We start from the raw sequence: 18670 nt of genomic DNA, 5'->3' as shown, positions 1-18670 counted from the left end.
CGTGCCGCGGCCGGCAGCGTCGCGACGAGCGCGCGCCAGTCGTCGCGCTCGACCTTGCCGGGCTTGCGCTCGCCGAACAGCAGTGCGACGTGGTCGCCCTGCCGGTCGAAGAGTTCAAGCGACGTGACGATGCCGTCGCTCGTCGGCTTCTTCACGACCCACGCGGCGGCGATCAGGTCCTCGCGCACGTGCAGGTTGAAGCCCGGGTCGAGCACGTTGATCCATGCGCCGACCTCGCGCACGTTCGCGACGGGGCCCGTGTGGATCTGGATCATCCCGGCATTGCCGACGAACACCATGATCGGCTGGCCGCTTGTTGCGGCCTGTTCGAGCACGTGACGCAGCGCATGGGCGGTTTCGACCGGATACGCGTATTGCGGATCGGCGAGCCGCAGCGCCTGCATGCGGCTCACGCCGAAGCGCTGCGTGATGCCGAAGAACTGGTGCGTGTCGGTCATCGCGTCCCACGCCGCGCGGAAGCCCGCGACGTCGATCTCGGTGTCGGCGCGCTCGGGCGTTTTCGGCGCGGCGGGCGCGACCTCGAGGCCCGGCTCCTGCGACGGCGCACGCCAGCGCTCGACGAACGCGTCGTACGCGGCGTGGTCGCTGTGCGCGCGCAGGTACACCTTGTGGATTGCATGACCCTGCGCATCGAAGAACTGCAGGCTCTTCAGCGGACCGTGGGCGGTTTCGTCGCGCACGGCGAACGCCGACACCCAGTGACGATAGAAGATGCGCAGGTCGATATCGCCGAGCGCGAGGCCGACGGGGCCGTCGTGGCTCATCTGCGCATATTCGCCATCCTTTTCGTGGACGGCCGTGTCGTTGCGCGTGAGCGCCATCACGCGGCCGAGGCGCGGCATTTCCTCGAACATCGCCGGAAAGCGCGCGTCGAGCCGTACGACGTGCTCGCCGACGAACGCGGCGAGCGCCTCGCCTTCGCTGACGCCGAGCGCTTGAGCCACGTCGCGGTTGCGCAACTGGCGCTCGGTCTTGAGCTTGATGAACGCGTCGCGCAGCGCGGCGGCCGCGCGGGCCGGCGTGGCCGGTTGACCGGGAAGGGCGGATTGCATCATGTCGGACTCCTTCAAGTAACGGTTGGGGTGGCAGCGCGGGCGACGCGCATCAGAAATCCACTTTCATGCTGACGGCGACCGTGCGTCCGGACGACGTATACGCATCGAGCACCTGCGAATCGGCCGCGATGCCGCGCACGTCCGACCAGTTCCAGTATTTGCGGTCGAACAGGTTGCGGATGCCGATCGTCGCGCTGACGTGCTTGTTGAAGCGGTAGCCGCCGCGCAGGTCGACGACGAACGACGACGGCGGCGAGAAGCACGCCTTGTTCGAGCAGTCGGACTTGTCGATGTCCTTGTCGCGTTTCGCGGCCTGGAACAGCAGGTCGGTCTGCACGTACCAGCGCTCGGTCGGCTCGTAGCGCACGCCGAACACGGCCGAGAACGGGTTGACGGTGTTCAGCGGCTGGCTGGCCGCGCCGTCGTTCTGCGTCGAGCCTTTCGTGAACGCCATCGCCGTCTTCAGCGTGATGCCGTTCGGCATCACCCATTCGGCGCGGCCTTCGAGGCCGTGAATGCGCGCGTCGGCGAAGTTCACGTACTGGAACACGAACGGGTCGGTCGGCCGGCCGCTGCCGGCGATCGTCGTGCGCGAGATGAAGTTGCGGTAGCGGCCCGTGAACGCGGCGGCGCTGTAGCGCACCACGCCGTAGCCGGTGCCGGCCTTGCCGCGCAGCCCCGCTTCGAACGTGTCGCTCGTCTCGGGCTTCAGATTCGGATTGCCGATCGACGTGTAGCCGTACACCGGGTTCGAGAAGCTGCTGTTCACCTGGTCGGGCGTCGGCGCGCGGAAGCCGTGCGCGTACTGCACGTACGGGATGACCGCGGGCGTGATCTCGTAGAGCACGGCGACGCGCGGCGACAGTTCGTTCGCGCTCGTCGACACGGCCTTGCCGGTGAACAGCGGATCGTTCTCGGTCGGGTTCAGCCGGTACGTGTCGAAGCGCAGGCCCGGCGTGACGAGCAGGCGGCCGTAGCCGATCTGGTCCTGCACGAACGCGCCGAACAGCGTGTAGTCGGTGTCGGGGAACGCCTTGTTCGGGAACGCTTCGCCGACGCCCGGCACCGTGCCGTCGCGCATGTTCGTCACGCGCGACACGCTGCCGTCGACGCCATACAGCAGCTTGTGCGCGAACGGGCCGGTCGTGAAGCCGCTTTCGGCGAACGCGGAGCCGCCGAACGTGCGCTCCTTGTACTGGTTGTCGCGCGAACGCGAAGCCGCCCGGCCGCGCGTCTCGAACGCGTACTGGTCCTGCTTGGCTTCCTGGTAGTAGAACTGCACGTGCGCGGTCTGGAACCAGCGGAACGCATCGTCGCGGAAGTCGTAGTCGACGCTGAAGCGGTTGCGCTCGAGCCGGTCGTAGGTCGTGAGGCCGAGCGTGGTCGGCGGGCTGATCGCCGACAGCACGTCGGTGCTCACGCGGCGCTGCACCGTTTCGGCGGTGAACTTGATCGTGTCGCGCGTGGTCGGCGTCAGCACGAGCTTGCCGAGCAGCGATTCCGAATAGACGTCCTGCGGGTTCGACGTGGTGCGCAGCGTGCTCGCCGAGTTGTTGCTGCCGCGCGTGTCGACCTCGTGGCCGCGCCGGCCGTCGGCGATGATCATCCCCTGCACGCGATCGTTGCCGCCTGCGGCCGACACGGTCGCGCCGACGCTGCGGTCGGCCGAGTCGTAGCTCGGCCGGAACGAGAAGTAGTAGGGCTTGTTGTAGATCGACAGCAGGTCGCGCGGGTCCTTCGTGATGAAGTTCACCGCGCCGGTCAGGCCGTCGCTGCCGTAGAGCGCCGAGGCCGGCCCGCGCAGGATCTCGATGCGCTTGAGCGTGTCGAGATCGGCGTAGTCGCCGCGCCCCGCTTCGAGCGGGCCGAACGAAAACGCGTTCGGCAGGCGGATGCCGTCTTCCATCAGCAGCACGCGATTGCCTTCGAGGCCGCGGATGTTGATGCTCGAATCGCCGTCGCGGCCGCCGCCGAGCGCGGCGCTGCCGGGCCGGTACGCGGTGCGGCGCACGGTGACGCCCGGCTCGTAGCGCAGCGCGTCCTTGATGTTGGTGGCCTGCTGTTCTTCCAGATCCTCGTCGGTGATCACCGAGACGGACGCGGCCGTGCGGCTTGCGGCCGTGGCGGTGCGGTTGGCCGTGACGGTGACGGGGTCGAGCAGCGCCGCATCGCCGCGTGTGGACGCGGCGACGAGAATGGTGGAAGGCGGGGTGGCGCCTTGCGGCGTCGAATCGGCGTGAGCCGTGGCGGCGGACAGGCCGAACGCGCCGAACAGCGCGGCACAGATCGGCCGCCGCGCCAGCGTATAGCAATGCACAGGTGGTCTCCCATTGATGATGACAAGCCCGAAGGCTGGCTGGGTGACGCGTTCACCTGGCTGGCCCGCCCGCGCGCGGAAGGCGGCGAGCGGCGAATTGAAAGGCAACTGATAACTTTACCAGTGTAAATGAGAATTATTATCAATACAAGAACGGAAAGCGGCTCGCGTGGGTGAGCGCTTACCTGCGCGGCTCGGGCGAGCCGCGGCGGGAAATTCGGGAGAAGCGCGGGTCTGGTCAGGCCAGCGCTTCGATGCGGATCAGCAGGTTGCGCGCATGCGTGATGAACGCGTCGTGCGTCGCGCGATCGCTGTGGACGTCGAGGCCCGCCTGTTCGGCGAAGACGATCTGCTCGGTATAGAGGTCGACGAGCGCTCGGCGTGCGTCAGGGGGAAGCGCGCGGATCATCGACACGATCAGCAGTTCCTGCGCGCGAAGCGTGCCGGACAGCGTCTGGACGTTCATGCTGGCCTCCTCGGACGATGCGGCGGCGAGCCGCTCTTTCCATACTAGGCGGTCGGCGTACGCAGCGCAGGCGCGGTGTTGGCCAGGCGGTGGGCGGAATGCGTTTCGACGGGGCGATCGACGGCGGCGTTACCCGACGCGAAACGCGCCGCGCGCGGCCGGGTACCGCGAATCGAAGCGCGCAGGGATGCGGACGGGGAATCAGCCGGCCGACTTCGCGGCCTGCGCCTCGCGCACGACCTGCGCGACGCGTTCGACGAATTCGACGTCGACGCTCGACAGCGCTTCGCGCTTGCCGTCGGGCATGTCGACCATCAGGCGATACGTGACGTCCTGCGTGGCCCATGCGAGATAGCCGACGACGGCGAGCATCACGCCGACGACGAGCACGGCGCTCGATCCGGCGATGCCGCCCGCGACGGCGGCGGCCGCGCCGATCAGCGAGATCAGCGACGGCACGAGACGGTTCTTCGGAATCTTGACGACATCGACCTGGCGGATGTCACGGAGTGCGAATACCTGACCGGCGGCCGACAGGCCGTTGCGCGTGATCATCACGCCACGTTCATTGAATGCGTTTTCCATCGTGTGTTGCGTGGACGAAAACGCGCAGCGTAGCAGGTTTCGTTGCGGCATCAAACGAGACCGACTGCCGCACGATGCGTGCGGCGCGGCTGAAAGACGGGAAGCGGGGGGAACAAAAAGGCGTTCAGAACTGCAGGCGGCCGTCGCCGTAGAGCCGGCCCGGCACGTGTGAGGCGACCACTTCGGCGATCTCTTCGTCGGTCGATTCGGCCGGTACGATCTGGCGCCGCGCGGGCGCGTCGAGATGCATCGTCCATTCGACGAGACGATACGGCCGGCCCCACGGGCGCTGCATTTCGACCGATACGCGGCAGCTCTGGACCGGCATCGAGTGTTGGCACGTCAGAATCGCGTGCAGATGGCTGAAAACGGTATCTTCGATCATCATGGCCTCCGATCCTGTCTCGTCTTGTGGGCAATCGATGGCGGCGCCGTCGGCGGTTCAAAAAAAAAGCCGCCGATGCTCAGGCGGCCAACAGGGGGGGTGAGAGCATCCTCTCAGCCCAGAATTAAGCGAAACTTAAAAGCACATAAAAAAGCGCCCCGCGTGGAGCGGGGCGCTTCTTGCCGTCGTGATCCGCGAGTTAAGCGGATGCTTTAGAACTTGTGACGGATACCGACGCGAGCGGCGAGCTGGTTCGATGCGCCCGTGCCCGACGTGTTGAAGTAGCTCGTGCTCGAGCCGATCTGCGCCTGCACGTTGTTGCCCGACGCCTTCTGGTAGACCACCAGGCCGTACACGTCCGTACGCTTGCTGAGTGCGTAGTCGAGTGCCAGGTTGCCCTGGTTCCAGTGTGCCGAGCTGCCGCTCTGCGTGGCGTTCGTGTACGTGTAGCCTGCTGCTGCCGACAGGGCCGGCGTGATCGCGTACTTCAGGCCTGCTTCGTATGCGTTGTAGAACGTGCCCGATGCGCCGGCAGCGATCGGGGTGAACTGCGTGCGCGTCCACAGGGCCCATGCCGTTGCCGGGCCGAAGACGTAGCGGCCGCCGACGCCGTACGTGCGCAGGTCGCGGATGTTGGTCAGCGCGAGGTTCGCGATCGACGTCGAGAATGCCGGCGTCGACTGGCTCGGGAAGCGGATGTCCGTGTACGCGGCGCCCAGCGAGAACGGGCCGTTCGCGTAGTTCAGGCCGAAGCTGTAAGCGCGCGACGAGCCGCCGGTGTTCGACGCGCCCGAGCCGTTTGCGCCGGCGAAGTCGGTCGAGTTCGAGAAGCCGTACAACGCGCCGAACGTGAAGCCCGAGTAGTTCGCGCTCTGGAACTTCACGGCGTTGTTGATGCGGCTCGACGTCAGCTGGTCGATGTCGTTGACGTGGTACGCGTAGTTCCCTGCGACCGTGTTGCCGCCGGTCGAGTAGTTCGAGCCGAGGACATCGGTCGAGAACGAGTACTGGCGACCGAACGTGACCGTACCGTATTGTTGCTGGCTCAGGCCGACGTACGCTTGACGACCGAAGATCGCGCCACCCTGGCCGATCGTGCCGTTGCCGCTGTTGAAGCCGTTTTCGAGCACGAAGATCGCCTTCAGGCCGCCACCGAGGTCTTCGGTGCCGCGCAGGCCCCAACGGCTGCCCTGGGCAACGCCGTCGTCGTACTTGAACAACTTGCCGCTACCGGTAGCGGTCTTGCTGTGGTTCACGTAGCTGATACCGGCATCGATGACGCCGTACAGGGTCACGCTGCTTTGTGCGTGAGCTGCGCCAGTCGTTGCTGCCAGGACGGCGATGGTCAACAGTTTCTTGTTCAAAGGATTCTCCGAGCGAATAAATGGCGTGTCCAGTTGCGGTTCCGGCGCTCTCTATGGGCGCTTTCAAGGACCGGCGGCAACTTTATCGAGGGGCCACGTAATGAATATGACAGCGACTGTCATATGAAGAATGTGTGGCGTCGATGCGACACTGGATTCTGCCCGGTTGCGCTATCGGGGGTTATACCGAATTCGGCTGAGAATCGATCCGGATCGGGAATATGCACATGAAATAAGCTTGGTTGGTGGCGTTCCGGCCCCATGCCACGATCCGTGTTCCAACCAATAACACGGGACAAGAGGACACCATGCGACGTTCATTCCTGACCGGCCTCGGCGCACTCGCCGCGGCGCTGGCATTCGCGGCGCCCGGCGCGCACGCCGACCCGCAAACGCTGAAGATCGGCACGATGAGCGGCCCCGATGCGCAGATCTGGACCGAGGTGACGAAGGTCGCCGCGCGCGAAGGCCTCGCGATCAAGGTCATCGAATTCAACGACTACGTGCAGCCGAACGCGGCGCTCGACTCCGGCGATCTGGACGCGAACGGCTTCCAGCACCAGCCGTTCCTCGACAGCCAGATCAAGCAGCGCGGCTACAAGATCGTCAACGTCGGGCTCACTTACACGGCGCCGATGGGCTTCTACTCGAAAAAGCTCAAGTCGCTGAAGGACTTGCCGGTAGGCGCGAAGGTCGGGATCCAGAACGATCCGTCGAACGGCAACCGCGCGCTGCTGCTGCTGCAGAAATACGGCGTGATCAAGCTGAAGGCGGGCGCCGGCACGAACGGCGTGAACGCGACGCCGCTCGACGTCGCGGAGAACCCGAAGAAGATCAAGATCGTCGAACTCGACGCCGCGCAGTTGCCGCGCGCGCTGCCCGACGTCGATGCCGCGTCGATCAACACCGACTACGCGGTGAAGGCCGGGCTCACGCCGGTGAAGGATGCGATCGCGATCGAGGATCTGCGCGGGCCGTACGCGAACCTGATCGCCGTGCGCGCGCAGGACAAGGACAAGGCGTGGGTGAAGAAGCTCGTCGCGGCCTATGAATCGGACGACGTGCGCAAGTTCATCGACCAGAAGTTCGGCGGCGCGATCGTGCCGGCGTTCTGAACGTTTTCACGTACGTACCGGATGGCCGGATCTCGACGATCCGGAAAGCAAATCGCCCGCGCAAGCGGGCGATTTCGTTGATGCGCGCGGGTGAGCGCGATGCGCGCCGTGACCCGGCGCGCAAGCCGCCCGCTCAGGCCGACAGCAGCGAACCCGTGCGGATCGCGGTCGCGCCGGCAATCCGCGCGACTTCCATGCCGGCCGTCGCGAAGCGCACGATCTGGCGCGCGTACAGCACGCCCGACACGCTGCTCTTCAGCGTGACGACGCGATCGGTCAGCGGATCGACGATGTCGGCCACGGCCTGGCCGACCTCGATCATCACGCCGACCGGCGTGCGGAACACGATCACGCCCGACACGGGCGCGACGAGCGGATCGGTACCCGCGAGCGGCGTAGCCGGATGCGCGAGCGGCGGCAGCGGCGCCGGCGTGCCGTCGACGACCCCGCGCTCGGTCAGGTATTCGACGATCGCCTGCGCGTCCTTTTCGGCGAACTCGTACGACACGTCGCGCTCGCTGCGCAGCTCGATCGTGACGGAAATCGCACCGTTCGGGATCGGGAAGCGGTCGCCGAAACGGTTGCGCAGGTCCGACCAGCAGAAGCTGTGGATCTCGTCGAACGGGTTGCCGACCGAGTTCAGCGCAAGCAGCGACGCCTGCGCGTCGAGGTAGCGCGACAGCGGCTCGACGTCCGGCCACAAATCGGGATTCGTGTAGAGGTGCATCACTGCATCGCTGTCGCAATGCAGGTCGAGCACGATGTCGGCGTCGAACGACAGCTTCTGCAGCGCGAGGCGCTGCGAGTCGAGCTCGGTGCGCGGCGCCTGCTCGTCGAGCGCTTCGCGCATCGCGGCACGCACGGCGACGAGGTTGTGCTGCGCGTCGTTCGTGAGGCGGTGTTCGACACGCGGCAGCACGAGCGCCGCGAGATCGTAGAAATTGCGGTTGAAGTTCTGCATCGAGCCGAGCTCGAAGCGGCCGAGATGATCGCCGAACACGTGTTGCGACAGGCCGATCGGGTTCGGCACGGGCACGATGACGACTTCGCCGCGCAGCTTGCCGGCCGTCTCGAGCGCGGCGATCTTGCGGCGCAGCAGCGTGGCGACCAGCATGCCGGGCAGTTCGTCCGCGTGCAGCGACGACTGGATATAGACCTTCTTGCCGCCGCGCGGGCCGTAGTGAAAGCTCGTGATCTGGCGTTCGGTACCGACGGCGGGGGAAATCAGCGGATGGGTCTGCGTTTGCATGATGGGGGAGTGCGGCGCAGCCGCGAATGATCCGGTGTGCGTGGAAGATCGATTGTACGTTGCCCCCTCGCCGCCATCAAACCGGCGCCAGAACACGTCGATTTTCTTTGAGAATCATCAGGTTGGTGCGGAAAAAATAACACCGCCGGTGCCGCGCGCGCAAAAAAAACGGGCTCCTTGCGGAGCCCGTTTGCGACGCAGCGCAGCGTGCGCCTGGCGTGCGGATTACTTGCCGTAGACGTCGAAATCGAAGTACTTCTTCGCGATCTTCGCGTACGTGCCGTCCTTGCGCATGCCGGCGATCGCGCCGTCGATCTTCGCCTTCAGGTCGGTGTCTTCCTTGCGCAGGCCGATGCCGGCGCCTTCGCCGAGCGTCTTCGGATCGTCGAGATCCTTGCCGGCGAAATCGAAGTTCGCGCCGCGCGGCGTCTTCAGGAAGCCGATTTCAGCCTGCACCGCATCCTGCAGCGCGCCGTCCAGACGGCCGGAGATCAGGTCGGCGTAGACCTGGTCCTGGTTCTGGTAAGGCACGACGTTCACGCCCTTCGAGGCCCAGTACGTCTTCGCATAGGTTTCCTGGATCGTGCCCTGCTCGACGCCGACCGACTTGCCCTTCAGCGATTCGGCCGTCGGCATCAGGCCGGCGCCCTTCTTCGTGACGAGGCGCGTCGGCGTGTTGAACAGCTTCGCCGAGAAGGCGATCTGTTCCTGACGCGCCGGCGTCATCGACATCGACGACAGCACGCCGTCGAACTTGCGGGCCTTCAGTGCCGGAATCATCCCGTCGAAGTCGTTTTCGATCCACACGCACTTCGCGTTCATGCGGCGGCAGATTTCGTTGCCGAGGTCGACGTCGAACCCGACCACCTTGCCGTCAGCGCCTTTCGATTCGAAAGGCGGGTAGCTTGCGTCGACGCCGAACCGCACGGTCGTCCAGTCCTTCGCATACGCGGTGCCTGCCGATACGGCGAGCAGGGCTACGGTCACAGCCGCAAGAATCTTTTTCACTCGGTGACTCCTCGTTTTGTTCGATGGGTGCGCGGTTGTGCCGCGCCGTAAGCCTTCGGCCCGGCGCGGCTTCGCGACAGGCTGTCCGTTTCGCCCACCCGATGCGGGCGCGCGACGTGCGCAAGATTATCAAGACAAAATACCGGCAGGGCGCCTAGGACAAGCCCCGATACCGGGCCCGGCGGCGGCGCGCGGGGGGCGCCGCCGTTTCAGACACAGGAACGATTCAGCCGAGCGTTTCGTTGACCGCGCGCTGCAGGCACGTGACGAATTGCGTGACGGCCGGCGTGGGCAGCAGGTCGCGCCGCGCGATGATCGACAGGTCGAAGCGCGGCATGCTTTCGTCGAGTTCCGCCGTGCGGATGCCGAGCGGCGCAACCATCGCGGCGAGCGGGCGCGTGAAGCAGCCGATCACGTCCGAGCGCGCGACGAGCCCGAGCGTGACCGCGAACGACATCGGCGATCGCAGCAGGCGCTTCGGCAGTGGCAGCCCGTGCGCCTCGAACATCCCGACCATCACGCTGTACGGAAACTGCTCGGCGCCGACGGTGACGATCCACTCGGCATCGAGCAATTCTTCTAACCGGCGCGCCTGCGCAAGCGGGTGGCCTTCGCGCATCACCACGGTGAATTCGGTCGACAGCAGCGGCGATTGCGTGAAATCGCGGTCGAGCGCGGGGACATGGTGCATCGCAGCGATGTCGAGCGTGCCGTTGCGCAACTGCGCAAGCGCGTCGGGTACCGTCACCTCCTCGAGATGCAGGCTCACGTTCGGCATCGACTGGCGGAATGCCGTCACGGCGCGCGGCAGCGCCGTCAACGCGATCGACGGCATCGTGCCGACCGCGACGCGCCCCGACATCTCGCCTTTCACCTGCTCGACGGCCTCGACCGTGCGGCGGATATCGCCGAGCAACTGCTCGGCGCGCGGCAGCAGCGCATGGCCGCACGCGGTCAGCTCGACGCCGCGTACGCTGCGCGCGAGCAGCTCCGCGTTGAGCGCCGTTTCGAGCTCGCGGATCGTATGCGTGATCGCCGGCTGCGTGACGCCGAGTTCGCGCGCGGCGGCGCGCAGGCTCTTGTGATGCGCGGCGGAGACGAACGCCTGGAGCTGCGCGATGTTCAGGGGGTTGCGGATGCGGGTCATCGATCGGGTCCGGTTGGCGCGATGCTGTGGCGGGCGATGGGGTGTTGCTGAATTCGGTAGCGATCCTGACGGTTGCGTGCGCAGGGTTTTGCGTCGTCGAGGGGACGTATCGCGAGCCGAGCTGCGCTGGTTGGCGACGAGGTGATCATCATGCGCCGGTTCGCGCGCGGAACGCCTGACGATACCGCTGCGGCGACGTGCCGACGATGCGCGCGAACCGCTCGCGAAACGCGGTGACCGAACCGAAGCCGGCCTCCGTCGCGACATGCTCGATCGACAGCGCCGTGACCTCCAGCAACTGCTGCGCATGCCTGACGCGGGCGGTCTGCAGCCATTGCCGCGGCGATGTGCCCGTCTGCTCCTGGAAACGTCGCGTCAGCGTGCGCACGCTCGTCGACGCCTTGCGGGCCATCGCGTCGAGCGTGAGCGGCTTGCGCAGGTTGGCCTGCAGCCAGTCCATCAGGCCTTGCAGGCCGTCGGTGCCGCCTGGCCATTCCGGCGCGATGAACTGCGCCTGCCCGCCTTCGCGGACCCGCGGCGCCACCGCACAGCGCGCCGCGTCGACGGCGACTGCCGCGCCGGCCGACGTCAGGATCTGCCCGTTGTCGACGAACAGCACGTTCGGATCGACCGTCACGCTCGGATAGCGGCGCGCGAGTTCGGCGGCCGCAAGCCAGTGCGTCGTCGCGCGCAGGCCGTCGAGCAGCCCGGCTTCCGCGAGCACGAATGCGCCGCTGCAGATCGACGCGATCCGGCAACCGCGCGCGGCAGCCGCGCGTAGCGCCGCGATCACGTGGCGCGATGTGGGCGCGAGCGGCACGGACGTGCCGGGAACGACGATCGTGTCGGCATCGGCGAGTGCGTCGAGACGAAACGGGGGACGCAGGTCGAACAGGTCGCCCGCGACACGCGCGTGCTCGCTGCACACGCGGACGCGGTATGGCTGCGCGACGTTGGGCGAACGTACGCGCGCGAACGTGTCGCACGCGATGCCCAGATCGAACGGGACGACCTCGGGCAAGGCGAGAACGGCGACCGTATGCATGGCGTTCGGGGGCTTGGCCAGAATCCGTTTAAAGATGTCATTTTAGCCAATGGCCCGGAACGGCACCACACGCGACAATCGTCGCGGACCAACCTGGAGGCTGCCGATGCAACAAGACGATCGCAATGCGCTGCGGAACCTGCAATACCTGTCGTTGCTGGAGGCGACCACGCTTGTCGTACTGGTATGCGTCGCCGTGCCGCTCAAGCACCTGGCCGGTTATCCGGCCGTGGTATCGATCATGGGCCCGGTGCACGGCATCGCGTTCGCGATGTACGTGTGGGCGGTCGTCGGCACCGCGTCGAGCGGGCTGTGGAGCAAGGCCGAGGTCGCGCGGCTCGTGCTGGCGGCCGTCGTGCCTTTTGTGGGGCTGACGAGTGCCGGATGGATCGCGCGCAGGAGGCACGCGCAATGATCTATCTGTGGCTCAAGGCTGTTCATGTCGTTGCCGTCGTCACGTTCGTCGGCGGCCTGCTGATGCTGTCCGTCAGCGTGCGTATTGCCAACCTCGCCGTGCATCGCGCGGTGCGCCGCTGGGACCGAACGGTGACGGCCCCCGCGCTCGCGCTCGTGTGGATTGCGGGGATCGCGCTGGCGCTGAACGGTCACTGGTTCGGCGCGGCGTGGCTGTCGGTGAAGCTCGGGGTGGTCGCCGCGCTGTCGGCGCTGCACGGGATCCTGGCCGGCACGCTGCGGCGCATGGAACGCGACGATCTGGTCGTCGTGCCGGCGCCGTGGCTCGGGCAGGCGGCGGGTGCGGTCGTGGCCGCGACGGCGATCGTCGTCGGGCTGGTCGTGGTCAAGCCGTTTTGATGCGGGGCGCTTGCGCGTGCCGCAATGGCAGGCGCGGCGGGGCCCTACGCCAGCGCCATCTCCACCGCCGTCAGCGTGCGGCGCCGAATCCAGCCGCTCGCCATCCGGATCGCGAGCCAGTACGGCATGAACAGCAGCCGCGTGCGGACGGTCGGGCAATGCACGAAGGTTTCGGTGCGCAGCATGTGCGCGCCCGACGCGAGCCCGACGACTTCGAAGCGGAGCACCAGCTTCGCTTCGCGCGGGTCGTCGTGCTGCACGAACGCCGCCGCGTCGGCGATCTTCAGCACGCCGAGGTCCGGACGCCAGAAGCGGCCGATCAGGCCGAACGACAGCGACCTTTCGTCGCGATGCAGCGGCGTGAACGCATGGAGGCCGAAGCGTTCGCGTTCGATTCGCGGGGGGCCGTGGCGCAGCGACGCGGCAACGGCTGCCGGGAATTCGCGGACGTTGAGCAGTGCGTCGACGATCGGATCCGTGCGCATGTCGAGCGCGGCGACCGTGTCGATGATGCGCGCCGGCGCGGCATCGATCGGCTTCGATTCGTGCACTTCGTGGAAGCCGAACGACGGGATGAACGGCGGCTTGTGCGCCGACGTCCGGGTGCTCGATTCGGAGACGATGCCGAGCGCGTTCATGGGGGCTCCTGAAGGCAAAGCACGATCGTAGCATCGGGGGCGGATTCACGTTGCGCCGTTTGCGCGAAGCGCGCCGCACGGCGCCGCCTCAACAAAAAAAGCCTGGAAACTTGCGTTCCCAGGCCTGGAGACCATCAACGATGATGGTGGAGGAGACGATGTCGTCCCGATGCGCGCCGTCCTTCTGCCGGCGACGTCGCGCACGTTTCGCGGTCAGATCGCCCAGCCGCCGAGGTAGAACGTGACGAGCACGGCTGCGATGAGCACGGTGCCGACGTTCAGCTTGCGGAATTCGCCGCTGGCGATGCGGCCGATCACGAGCGTCGAGAAGCCGAGCATGATGCCCGTCACGATGTTCGCGGTCAGCACGATGAACACGGCGCACACGAGGCCCGACATCGCGTCGACCATGTCGTCCATGTGCAGCTTGCTCACGCTGCCGAGCATCAGCAGGCCGACGTACATCAGCGCCGGTGCGGTGGCGTACGACGGCACGAGGCCCGCGAGCGGCGAGAAGAACATCACGACGAGGAACAGCAGGCCGACCACGGCGGCCGCGAGGCCCGTCTTCGCGCCGGCGGCCACGCCGACGCTCGACTCGATGTACGCCGCTGCCGGCGCACCGCCGAGGAAGCCGGAGAAGATCGAGCTGAGCGAATCGGCGGTCAGCGCCCGGCCGCCGTTGATGATGCGACCGTTCTCGTCGAGCTGGCCGGCCTGGCCCGCGACTGCGCGGATCGTGCCGGTCGCGTCGAACACCGCGGTCATCACCAGCGCCAGCACGCTCGGCAGCACGGCCATCGACAGCGCGCCCTTGATGTCCATCGCGCCGATCAGCGACGCATGGCCCGGTGCGCTCAGCGACGGCAGCGCGAAGATGCCGTGGTACTTCACGCTCGGATCGAAGATCAGGCCGAAGATCGAGATCGCGATCACGACGAGCAGGATGCCGCCCGGCACGCGACGCTTTTCGAGGCCGAAGATCGCGGCGAGGCCGATGACCGACATGATGACCGGGAACGCGGTGATCTGGCCGAGCGAGACCGGCAGGCCGGCGCCCGGGTTCTTGATCACGAGGCCGACGTCGTTCGATGCGATCAGCAGCAGGAACAGGCCGATGCCGATCCCGGTGCCGTGCGCGACGCCCGCGGGCAGGTTGCGCAGGATCCACGAACGCACGCCGGTGACGGAAATGCCGGTGAACACGAGGCCCATCAGGAACACGGCGCCGAGCGCGACGGTCGGCGACAGCCCCTTGCCGAGCACGAGGCCGAACGCGGTGAACGCGGTCAGCGAGATCGCGCAGCCGATCGCGATCGGCAGCTTCGCCCACAGGCCCATCAGCAGCGAACCGAACGCGGTGGTGAGGCAGACCGCGACGAACACGGCACTCGTGTCGAAGCCGGCCTTGCCGAACATGCCGGGAACGACGAACACGGAATAGACCATCGCGAGGAAGGTCGTGACGCCGGCAATGATCTCGCGGCGCTGCGTGCTGCCGCGCGACGAAATGCCGAAATACCGGTCGATGACTCCCTTGGTGCCAAAGTCAGTTTCTTCCGCGCCGACGCCGACCGTCGGCTGCACCGGGGTATCACTCATGAGCTTGCTCCTTTATCAGCGTGCTGAAACGGCCCGTAGCGAACCGTCGTCAGGGTGTCTCGTATCTAGTTGGGATTGTCGGCAACGTCGTGGGGACGAATGACGCGTGATCCGTGTCGTTACGTGCGAATCGAAACGATCGCGAGGGTGTCGCGTCGTGCGACGCGTTGTGGGGTCGACCCCGTCACGTGCGCTTTGCCGAAGCGAAGGTTAGGCGAACCGCCCATCACGTCCCATTGGGGGAAGAGCATGCAGCGCATGTCTCAGCGCTTATATCGGCGTGCAACGGGGCTCCGTCGCGACGACACGCGTGTATACGCCTAGTTCGAATCCGTTAAGGCGATTATTTGAACGCGGGGTCGACGGGCTGGGGGAAAGCGGGGGATGCATCGAAAATTACAAATATCTTTCATGGTGGCCTGGAAGGCCGGTGGAAACAGGGGCGGGTGACGGGATACGCCGCCGCGCGCAACCTGCATTCGGACGATGCCGCCCTTGCATGGGGGCGGTTCTTGGCGTCGCCCCGGCCTCAATTGTGCGCGAGATGGTCGAGATATGCGCAGAACATGTCGGCCATCGCGTTCGAATACGCATCGATTTCGTCGGGCGAGCGTTCGCTTTCCGAAAACGCCTTGCCGGCCGTGGTGAGCGTCGTGGTGATCAGGTCGCACGCGAGCGCGCGCGTAGCAGCCGGGGCATCGGGCAGCGCCTCCCGCATGAACGCCTGGAAGATGCGGTTGCCGGCCGCCTTCGCTTCCTGCGCCTCGGGCGCGTCGCGATAGAGCGGTGCGGTGTCGTCGAGCGCGATGCGCATCCGCGCCTCGTCGCATTCCGAACGGACGAACGCGTGAACCGCCGTGCGCAGCCGCTCGGGTGGCGTCTGGTTCACGTCCTCCAGCATCCCGCGCAGCATCTCGGCCGTCTGCCGCCACTCGTCGTGCTGCAGCCGGAACAGCACGGCCGCCTTGTTCGGGAAGTACTGGTACAGCGAGCCGACGCTCACGCCGGCGCGTTCGGCGACCCGCGCCATCGTGAAGCGCTGCGCGCCTTCGCTCGCCAAAACCTGAACAGCAGCCTGCAGGACGTCCTCGACGAGCCGGGTCGAGCGGGCCTGCTGAGGCTGCTTGCGCGTGGCAATCCGGGCGTTCGGGCGGTCGGTCATGAGCGGCTGGCCAATGCGAATAGTAAAACCTGAATAGTTCGTCATATTCTAATCGGGTGCCACGACGCACTCAACCCGAACCCGGAGATTCGCATGACCACCCTGACGCTCGACCCGCTGGCTTCGCTGCTGGCACGCCTGTTCGACGAAGCCGACGCCTCGTCGCCCGCGACGAGCCCGGACTTCGCCAGCCTGTCGCGCGACGAGCAAGCGCGGCTGATGCGCAGCAAGACCGACTACACCGATCTGTATGCGCGCCTGAAGGACTATCCGCTTGCCGTGTCGCGCGAGACGGGCACGCTGCTGTACATGCTCGCGCGCAGCGGTGGTGCGCGGTCGATCGTCGAATTCGGCACGTCGTTCGGCATTTCGACGCTGCATCTCGCGGCCGCGCTGCGCGACAACGGCGGCGGCCGGCTGATCACGAGCGAATTCGAGCCGTCGAAGGTCGTGCGGGCACGGGCGAACCTGGCGGCGGCCGGGCTTGCCGATCTCGTCGAGATCCGCGAGGGCGATGCGCTGCGCACGCTGGCCGCCGATTTACCGGATTCGGTCGACCTGTTGCTGCTCGATGGCGCGAAGGCGCTGTATCCCGAGGTGCTTGCACTCGTCGAGCCGCGGTTGCGAACCGGCGCGTTCGTCGTTGCCGACAATGCCGATTTCAGCCCCGACTATCTCGCTTGCGTGCGCTCGCCGGAGAACGGCTATCTGTCGGTGCCGTTCGGCGGCGATGTCGAGTTGTCGATGCGGATCGGCTGAGCGCAGCGTTGCCTGAACGGAGGCATGCATCCTTGCTTGAAGGGCAGGATGACTAATTAATAAGGTGCGCGAAAGTCAATGCCGCGGCGGCGCCCGACGCTTCGGGCGCCGCCGTGCGTTACTTCAGGAACACGTAGCGCGCGAAATACGGAAAGCGGCCGATCGCATGCTCGGTCGAACACGCTGCCTCCGGCGGCATGCCGCCCGCGGTATCGAGCCGCTGCACAAAGCGCACGCCGGCGAGCGTGCCGCCCGTGGCCTTCGCGTCCGTTGCGGCCGGTGTTGCTGCGAGCAGGAGTTGCGGAATGCTGCCCGGGCGTGCACTTGGCGCTTCCGCGAGCTTCTTGCCGGTGATGCGGCTGCCGTCGGGCGCTTCCCATGACGGCCCCGTGCCGTGCCGGACGACGAGCGTGCCGCCGGCGTCGAACAGCATCGCTTCCGGGTGCTGGAACACCCACGCGAGCTTGTGTCCGGCATCGTAGTCGCACGTGTAGACCTGTATGCCGGCCGCAGTCGTCGACAGCACGGGCGTGGCCGGCTGGGGCGGCGTGAGGCCGGCGGAGTCGTCGGCGCGGGCGGACGACACGCAGAAGGCGAGTGCAACGCAGGCCGCGGCGGCCGGCAGCATGGGGCGTTTCGGGAAGCGGCTTCGCATGGCGAGGCATCCTTTCAGGTCGGGTGACGGGTAGACGTCGACGAACCCGTAAACGCTAGACGCCAATTGCACCGGCTGCAATGCGCAAATGGCAATCGTGGCGATAGCCGCTGCGATTGCGCGCGGCCGGGGATGCGCGGCCGTTGGTTGACGCGGCAGCGCATGCCCGGCCCAACCTCAGGCCGGGCCCACCGGCGTCGGTGCATGTGCGGCAATCAGGCGCTCGGCTTTCAGCGTATCCCACAGTTCGGCCGGGATTGGCACCGCCGCGAGACGCAGGTTGTCGTCGATGCGATCGGGCCGGCTTGCACCGGGGATCGCGGCCGCGACGGCCGGGTGTGCGAGCGAGAATTGCAGCGCCACCGCGCGGACATCGACGCCGAATCGTTCGCAGATCTGCCGGATACGCGCGACGCGGTCGAGCATGGCCTGCGTGGCCGGCTGATACTCGTAATGGGTGCCGCCCGCCAGCACGCCCGAGTTGTACGGGCCGCCGACGATGATCCCGAGCCCGCGCGCGGCGCTTTCCGGCATCAGCCGTTCGAGCGCGCCGGCATGATCGAGCAGCGTGTAGCGGCCGGCCAGCAGGAAGCCGTCGGGGTCCGCGCGTTCGAGCGCGAGTTCGCACGGCTCGACGCGGTTCACGCCGAGGCCCCAGCCCTGGATGACCTTTTCGTCGCGCAGCCGCGTGAGGGCCCTGGCCGCGCCCGACATCGCGACGTCGAACACGTCGCGCCATGCGTCGCCGTGAAAATCGACGGCCGGGTCGTGAATCCACACGGTGTCGAGCCGGTCGGTGCGCAGCCGCTTGAGGCTCGCGTCGATCGAGCGCAGCGTGCCGTCTTCGGTGTAGTCGTAGACGATCCGGTTCGGCAGCCCGTGGCGGAACAGGCCGCCTTTTTCGCCGAGATCGCGTTGCGATGCGTCTTCGTGCTCGTCGAGCACGAGCCGGCCGACCTTGGTGCCGAGCGAATACGCGTCGCGCGGGCGCCCCGCGAGCGCTTCGCCGAGGCGCAGCTCGGCGAGGCCGGCGCCATACAGCGGCGCGGCGTCGAAGTAGCGGATACCGCTTTCCCACGCTGCGTCGACCGTGGCCAGCGCTTCTTCGTGCGGGATGTCGCGGTACATGTTGCCCAGCGGCGCGGTGCCGAAGCCCAGGCGGGAGGGGAGCGTGATTCTCATGAGCAGTCTCGGGTAGGCCGGCTCAGGCCGCGGCCTGGGCCAGCGTCGGGTAGTCGGTCAGCCCGCGCTCGCCGCCCCCGAACAAAGTGTTGCGGTCGTGCA

Annotated in this window: 19 protein-coding genes; 4 read left to right on the top strand and 15 right to left on the bottom strand. The window is 66.9% G+C overall.

Features of this window, described 5'->3' with window-relative positions:
- The 6 genes from G3O00_RS28285 to G3O00_RS28260 form a co-directional block, all read right to left on the bottom strand.
- The coding region (locus tag G3O00_RS28285) for a ChuX/HutX family heme-like substrate-binding protein (RefSeq protein ID WP_206144975.1) at positions 1 to 1076 on the bottom strand (1076 nt) is incomplete at its 3' end.
- A 49-nt stretch (positions 1077 to 1125) separates the two neighbouring features.
- Positions 1126 to 3393 carry a TonB-dependent hemoglobin/transferrin/lactoferrin family receptor gene (locus G3O00_RS28280; protein ID WP_206144974.1) on the bottom strand — a complete coding sequence of 756 codons (2268 nt, stop codon included), beginning with the start codon at positions 3391 to 3393 and terminating at the stop codon, positions 1126 to 1128.
- A 238-nt stretch (positions 3394 to 3631) separates the two neighbouring features.
- The gene (locus tag G3O00_RS28275; protein ID WP_122948160.1) at positions 3632 to 3859 is read right to left on the bottom strand and encodes a hypothetical protein; all 228 of its coding nucleotides are present in this window, start codon (positions 3857 to 3859) and stop codon (positions 3632 to 3634) included.
- A gap of 201 nt (positions 3860 to 4060) precedes the next feature.
- Positions 4061 to 4444 carry a DUF6232 family protein gene (locus G3O00_RS28270; protein ID WP_041493157.1) on the bottom strand — a complete coding sequence of 128 codons (384 nt, stop codon included), beginning with the start codon at positions 4442 to 4444 and terminating at the stop codon, positions 4061 to 4063.
- Between the two features lie 124 nt (positions 4445 to 4568).
- A complete protein-coding gene (locus G3O00_RS28265; protein WP_011353838.1) occupies positions 4569 to 4829 on the bottom strand; it encodes a DUF2866 domain-containing protein in 261 nt (86 codons plus the stop codon).
- Positions 4830 to 5041: 212 nt separating this feature from the next.
- Entirely contained in the window at positions 5042 to 6193 is a 1152-nt protein-coding gene (locus tag G3O00_RS28260) for a porin (RefSeq protein ID WP_174933249.1), read from the bottom strand.
- A gap of 308 nt (positions 6194 to 6501) precedes the next feature.
- On the opposite strand from G3O00_RS28260, the gene G3O00_RS28255 reads away from it, so the two are divergent.
- Positions 6502 to 7308, top strand: a complete 807-nt coding sequence (locus G3O00_RS28255) for a MetQ/NlpA family lipoprotein (protein ID WP_011353840.1) — start codon at positions 6502 to 6504, stop codon at positions 7306 to 7308.
- A 133-nt stretch (positions 7309 to 7441) separates the two neighbouring features.
- Here G3O00_RS28255 and G3O00_RS28250 read toward each other — a convergent pair whose 3' ends face one another.
- From G3O00_RS28250 to G3O00_RS28235, 4 genes are all read right to left on the bottom strand, one after another.
- The gene (locus G3O00_RS28250) at positions 7442 to 8557 is read right to left on the bottom strand and encodes a succinylglutamate desuccinylase/aspartoacylase family protein (protein ID WP_011353841.1); all 1116 of its coding nucleotides are present in this window, start codon (positions 8555 to 8557) and stop codon (positions 7442 to 7444) included.
- A gap of 225 nt (positions 8558 to 8782) precedes the next feature.
- Entirely contained in the window at positions 8783 to 9565 is a 783-nt protein-coding gene (locus G3O00_RS28245) for an ABC transporter substrate-binding protein (protein ID WP_011353842.1), read from the bottom strand.
- A 226-nt stretch (positions 9566 to 9791) separates the two neighbouring features.
- Positions 9792 to 10712: a LysR substrate-binding domain-containing protein gene (locus tag G3O00_RS28240; protein ID WP_206144973.1), complete on the bottom strand. Its 921-nt coding sequence runs from the start codon at positions 10710 to 10712 to the stop codon at positions 9792 to 9794.
- 148 nt (positions 10713 to 10860) lie between these two features.
- Positions 10861 to 11757: a helix-turn-helix domain-containing protein gene (locus G3O00_RS28235; RefSeq protein WP_206144972.1), complete on the bottom strand. Its 897-nt coding sequence runs from the start codon at positions 11755 to 11757 to the stop codon at positions 10861 to 10863.
- Positions 11758 to 11863: 106 nt separating this feature from the next.
- Between G3O00_RS28235 and G3O00_RS28230 the strand changes: the two genes are divergently transcribed.
- Complete coding sequence (locus tag G3O00_RS28230) at positions 11864 to 12172, top strand: DUF3817 domain-containing protein (RefSeq protein WP_206144971.1); 309 nt, start codon at positions 11864 to 11866, stop codon at positions 12170 to 12172.
- Positions 12169 to 12570, top strand: a complete 402-nt coding sequence (locus G3O00_RS28225) for a CopD family protein (RefSeq protein WP_011353846.1) — start codon at positions 12169 to 12171, stop codon at positions 12568 to 12570. Before G3O00_RS28230 ends, G3O00_RS28225 begins: the two co-directional genes overlap by 4 nt.
- 44 nt (positions 12571 to 12614) lie before the next feature.
- Here G3O00_RS28225 and G3O00_RS28220 read toward each other — a convergent pair whose 3' ends face one another.
- From G3O00_RS28220 to G3O00_RS28210, 3 genes are all read right to left on the bottom strand, one after another.
- A complete protein-coding gene (locus G3O00_RS28220) occupies positions 12615 to 13208 on the bottom strand; it encodes a hypothetical protein (protein WP_206144970.1) in 594 nt (197 codons plus the stop codon).
- A 213-nt stretch (positions 13209 to 13421) separates the two neighbouring features.
- A complete protein-coding gene (locus tag G3O00_RS28215) occupies positions 13422 to 14810 on the bottom strand; it encodes an NCS2 family permease (RefSeq protein WP_011353848.1) in 1389 nt (462 codons plus the stop codon).
- A 529-nt stretch (positions 14811 to 15339) separates the two neighbouring features.
- Entirely contained in the window at positions 15340 to 16017 is a 678-nt protein-coding gene (locus G3O00_RS28210) for a TetR family transcriptional regulator (protein ID WP_206144969.1), read from the bottom strand.
- A gap of 48 nt (positions 16018 to 16065) precedes the next feature.
- On the opposite strand from G3O00_RS28210, the gene G3O00_RS28205 reads away from it, so the two are divergent.
- A complete protein-coding gene (locus G3O00_RS28205) occupies positions 16066 to 16731 on the top strand; it encodes an O-methyltransferase (protein ID WP_011353850.1) in 666 nt (221 codons plus the stop codon).
- Between the two features lie 118 nt (positions 16732 to 16849).
- On the opposite strand, the gene G3O00_RS28200 is transcribed toward G3O00_RS28205, so the two are convergent.
- Both G3O00_RS28200 and G3O00_RS28195 read right to left on the bottom strand, forming a co-directional pair.
- Entirely contained in the window at positions 16850 to 17386 is a 537-nt protein-coding gene (locus G3O00_RS28200) for a DUF3455 domain-containing protein (protein WP_206144968.1), read from the bottom strand.
- A 177-nt stretch (positions 17387 to 17563) separates the two neighbouring features.
- Positions 17564 to 18568, bottom strand: a complete 1005-nt coding sequence (locus G3O00_RS28195) for an aldo/keto reductase (RefSeq protein ID WP_206144967.1) — start codon at positions 18566 to 18568, stop codon at positions 17564 to 17566.
- Positions 18569 to 18670 lie beyond the last annotated feature (102 nt).

It is taken from the genome of Burkholderia sp. Ac-20384, from assembly GCF_017104605.1.
Taxonomy (GTDB): domain Bacteria; phylum Pseudomonadota; class Gammaproteobacteria; order Burkholderiales; family Burkholderiaceae; genus Burkholderia; species Burkholderia lata.
Note: the sequence above shows the minus strand (reverse complement) of the source record. Positions and strands in the feature narration are given on the sequence as shown.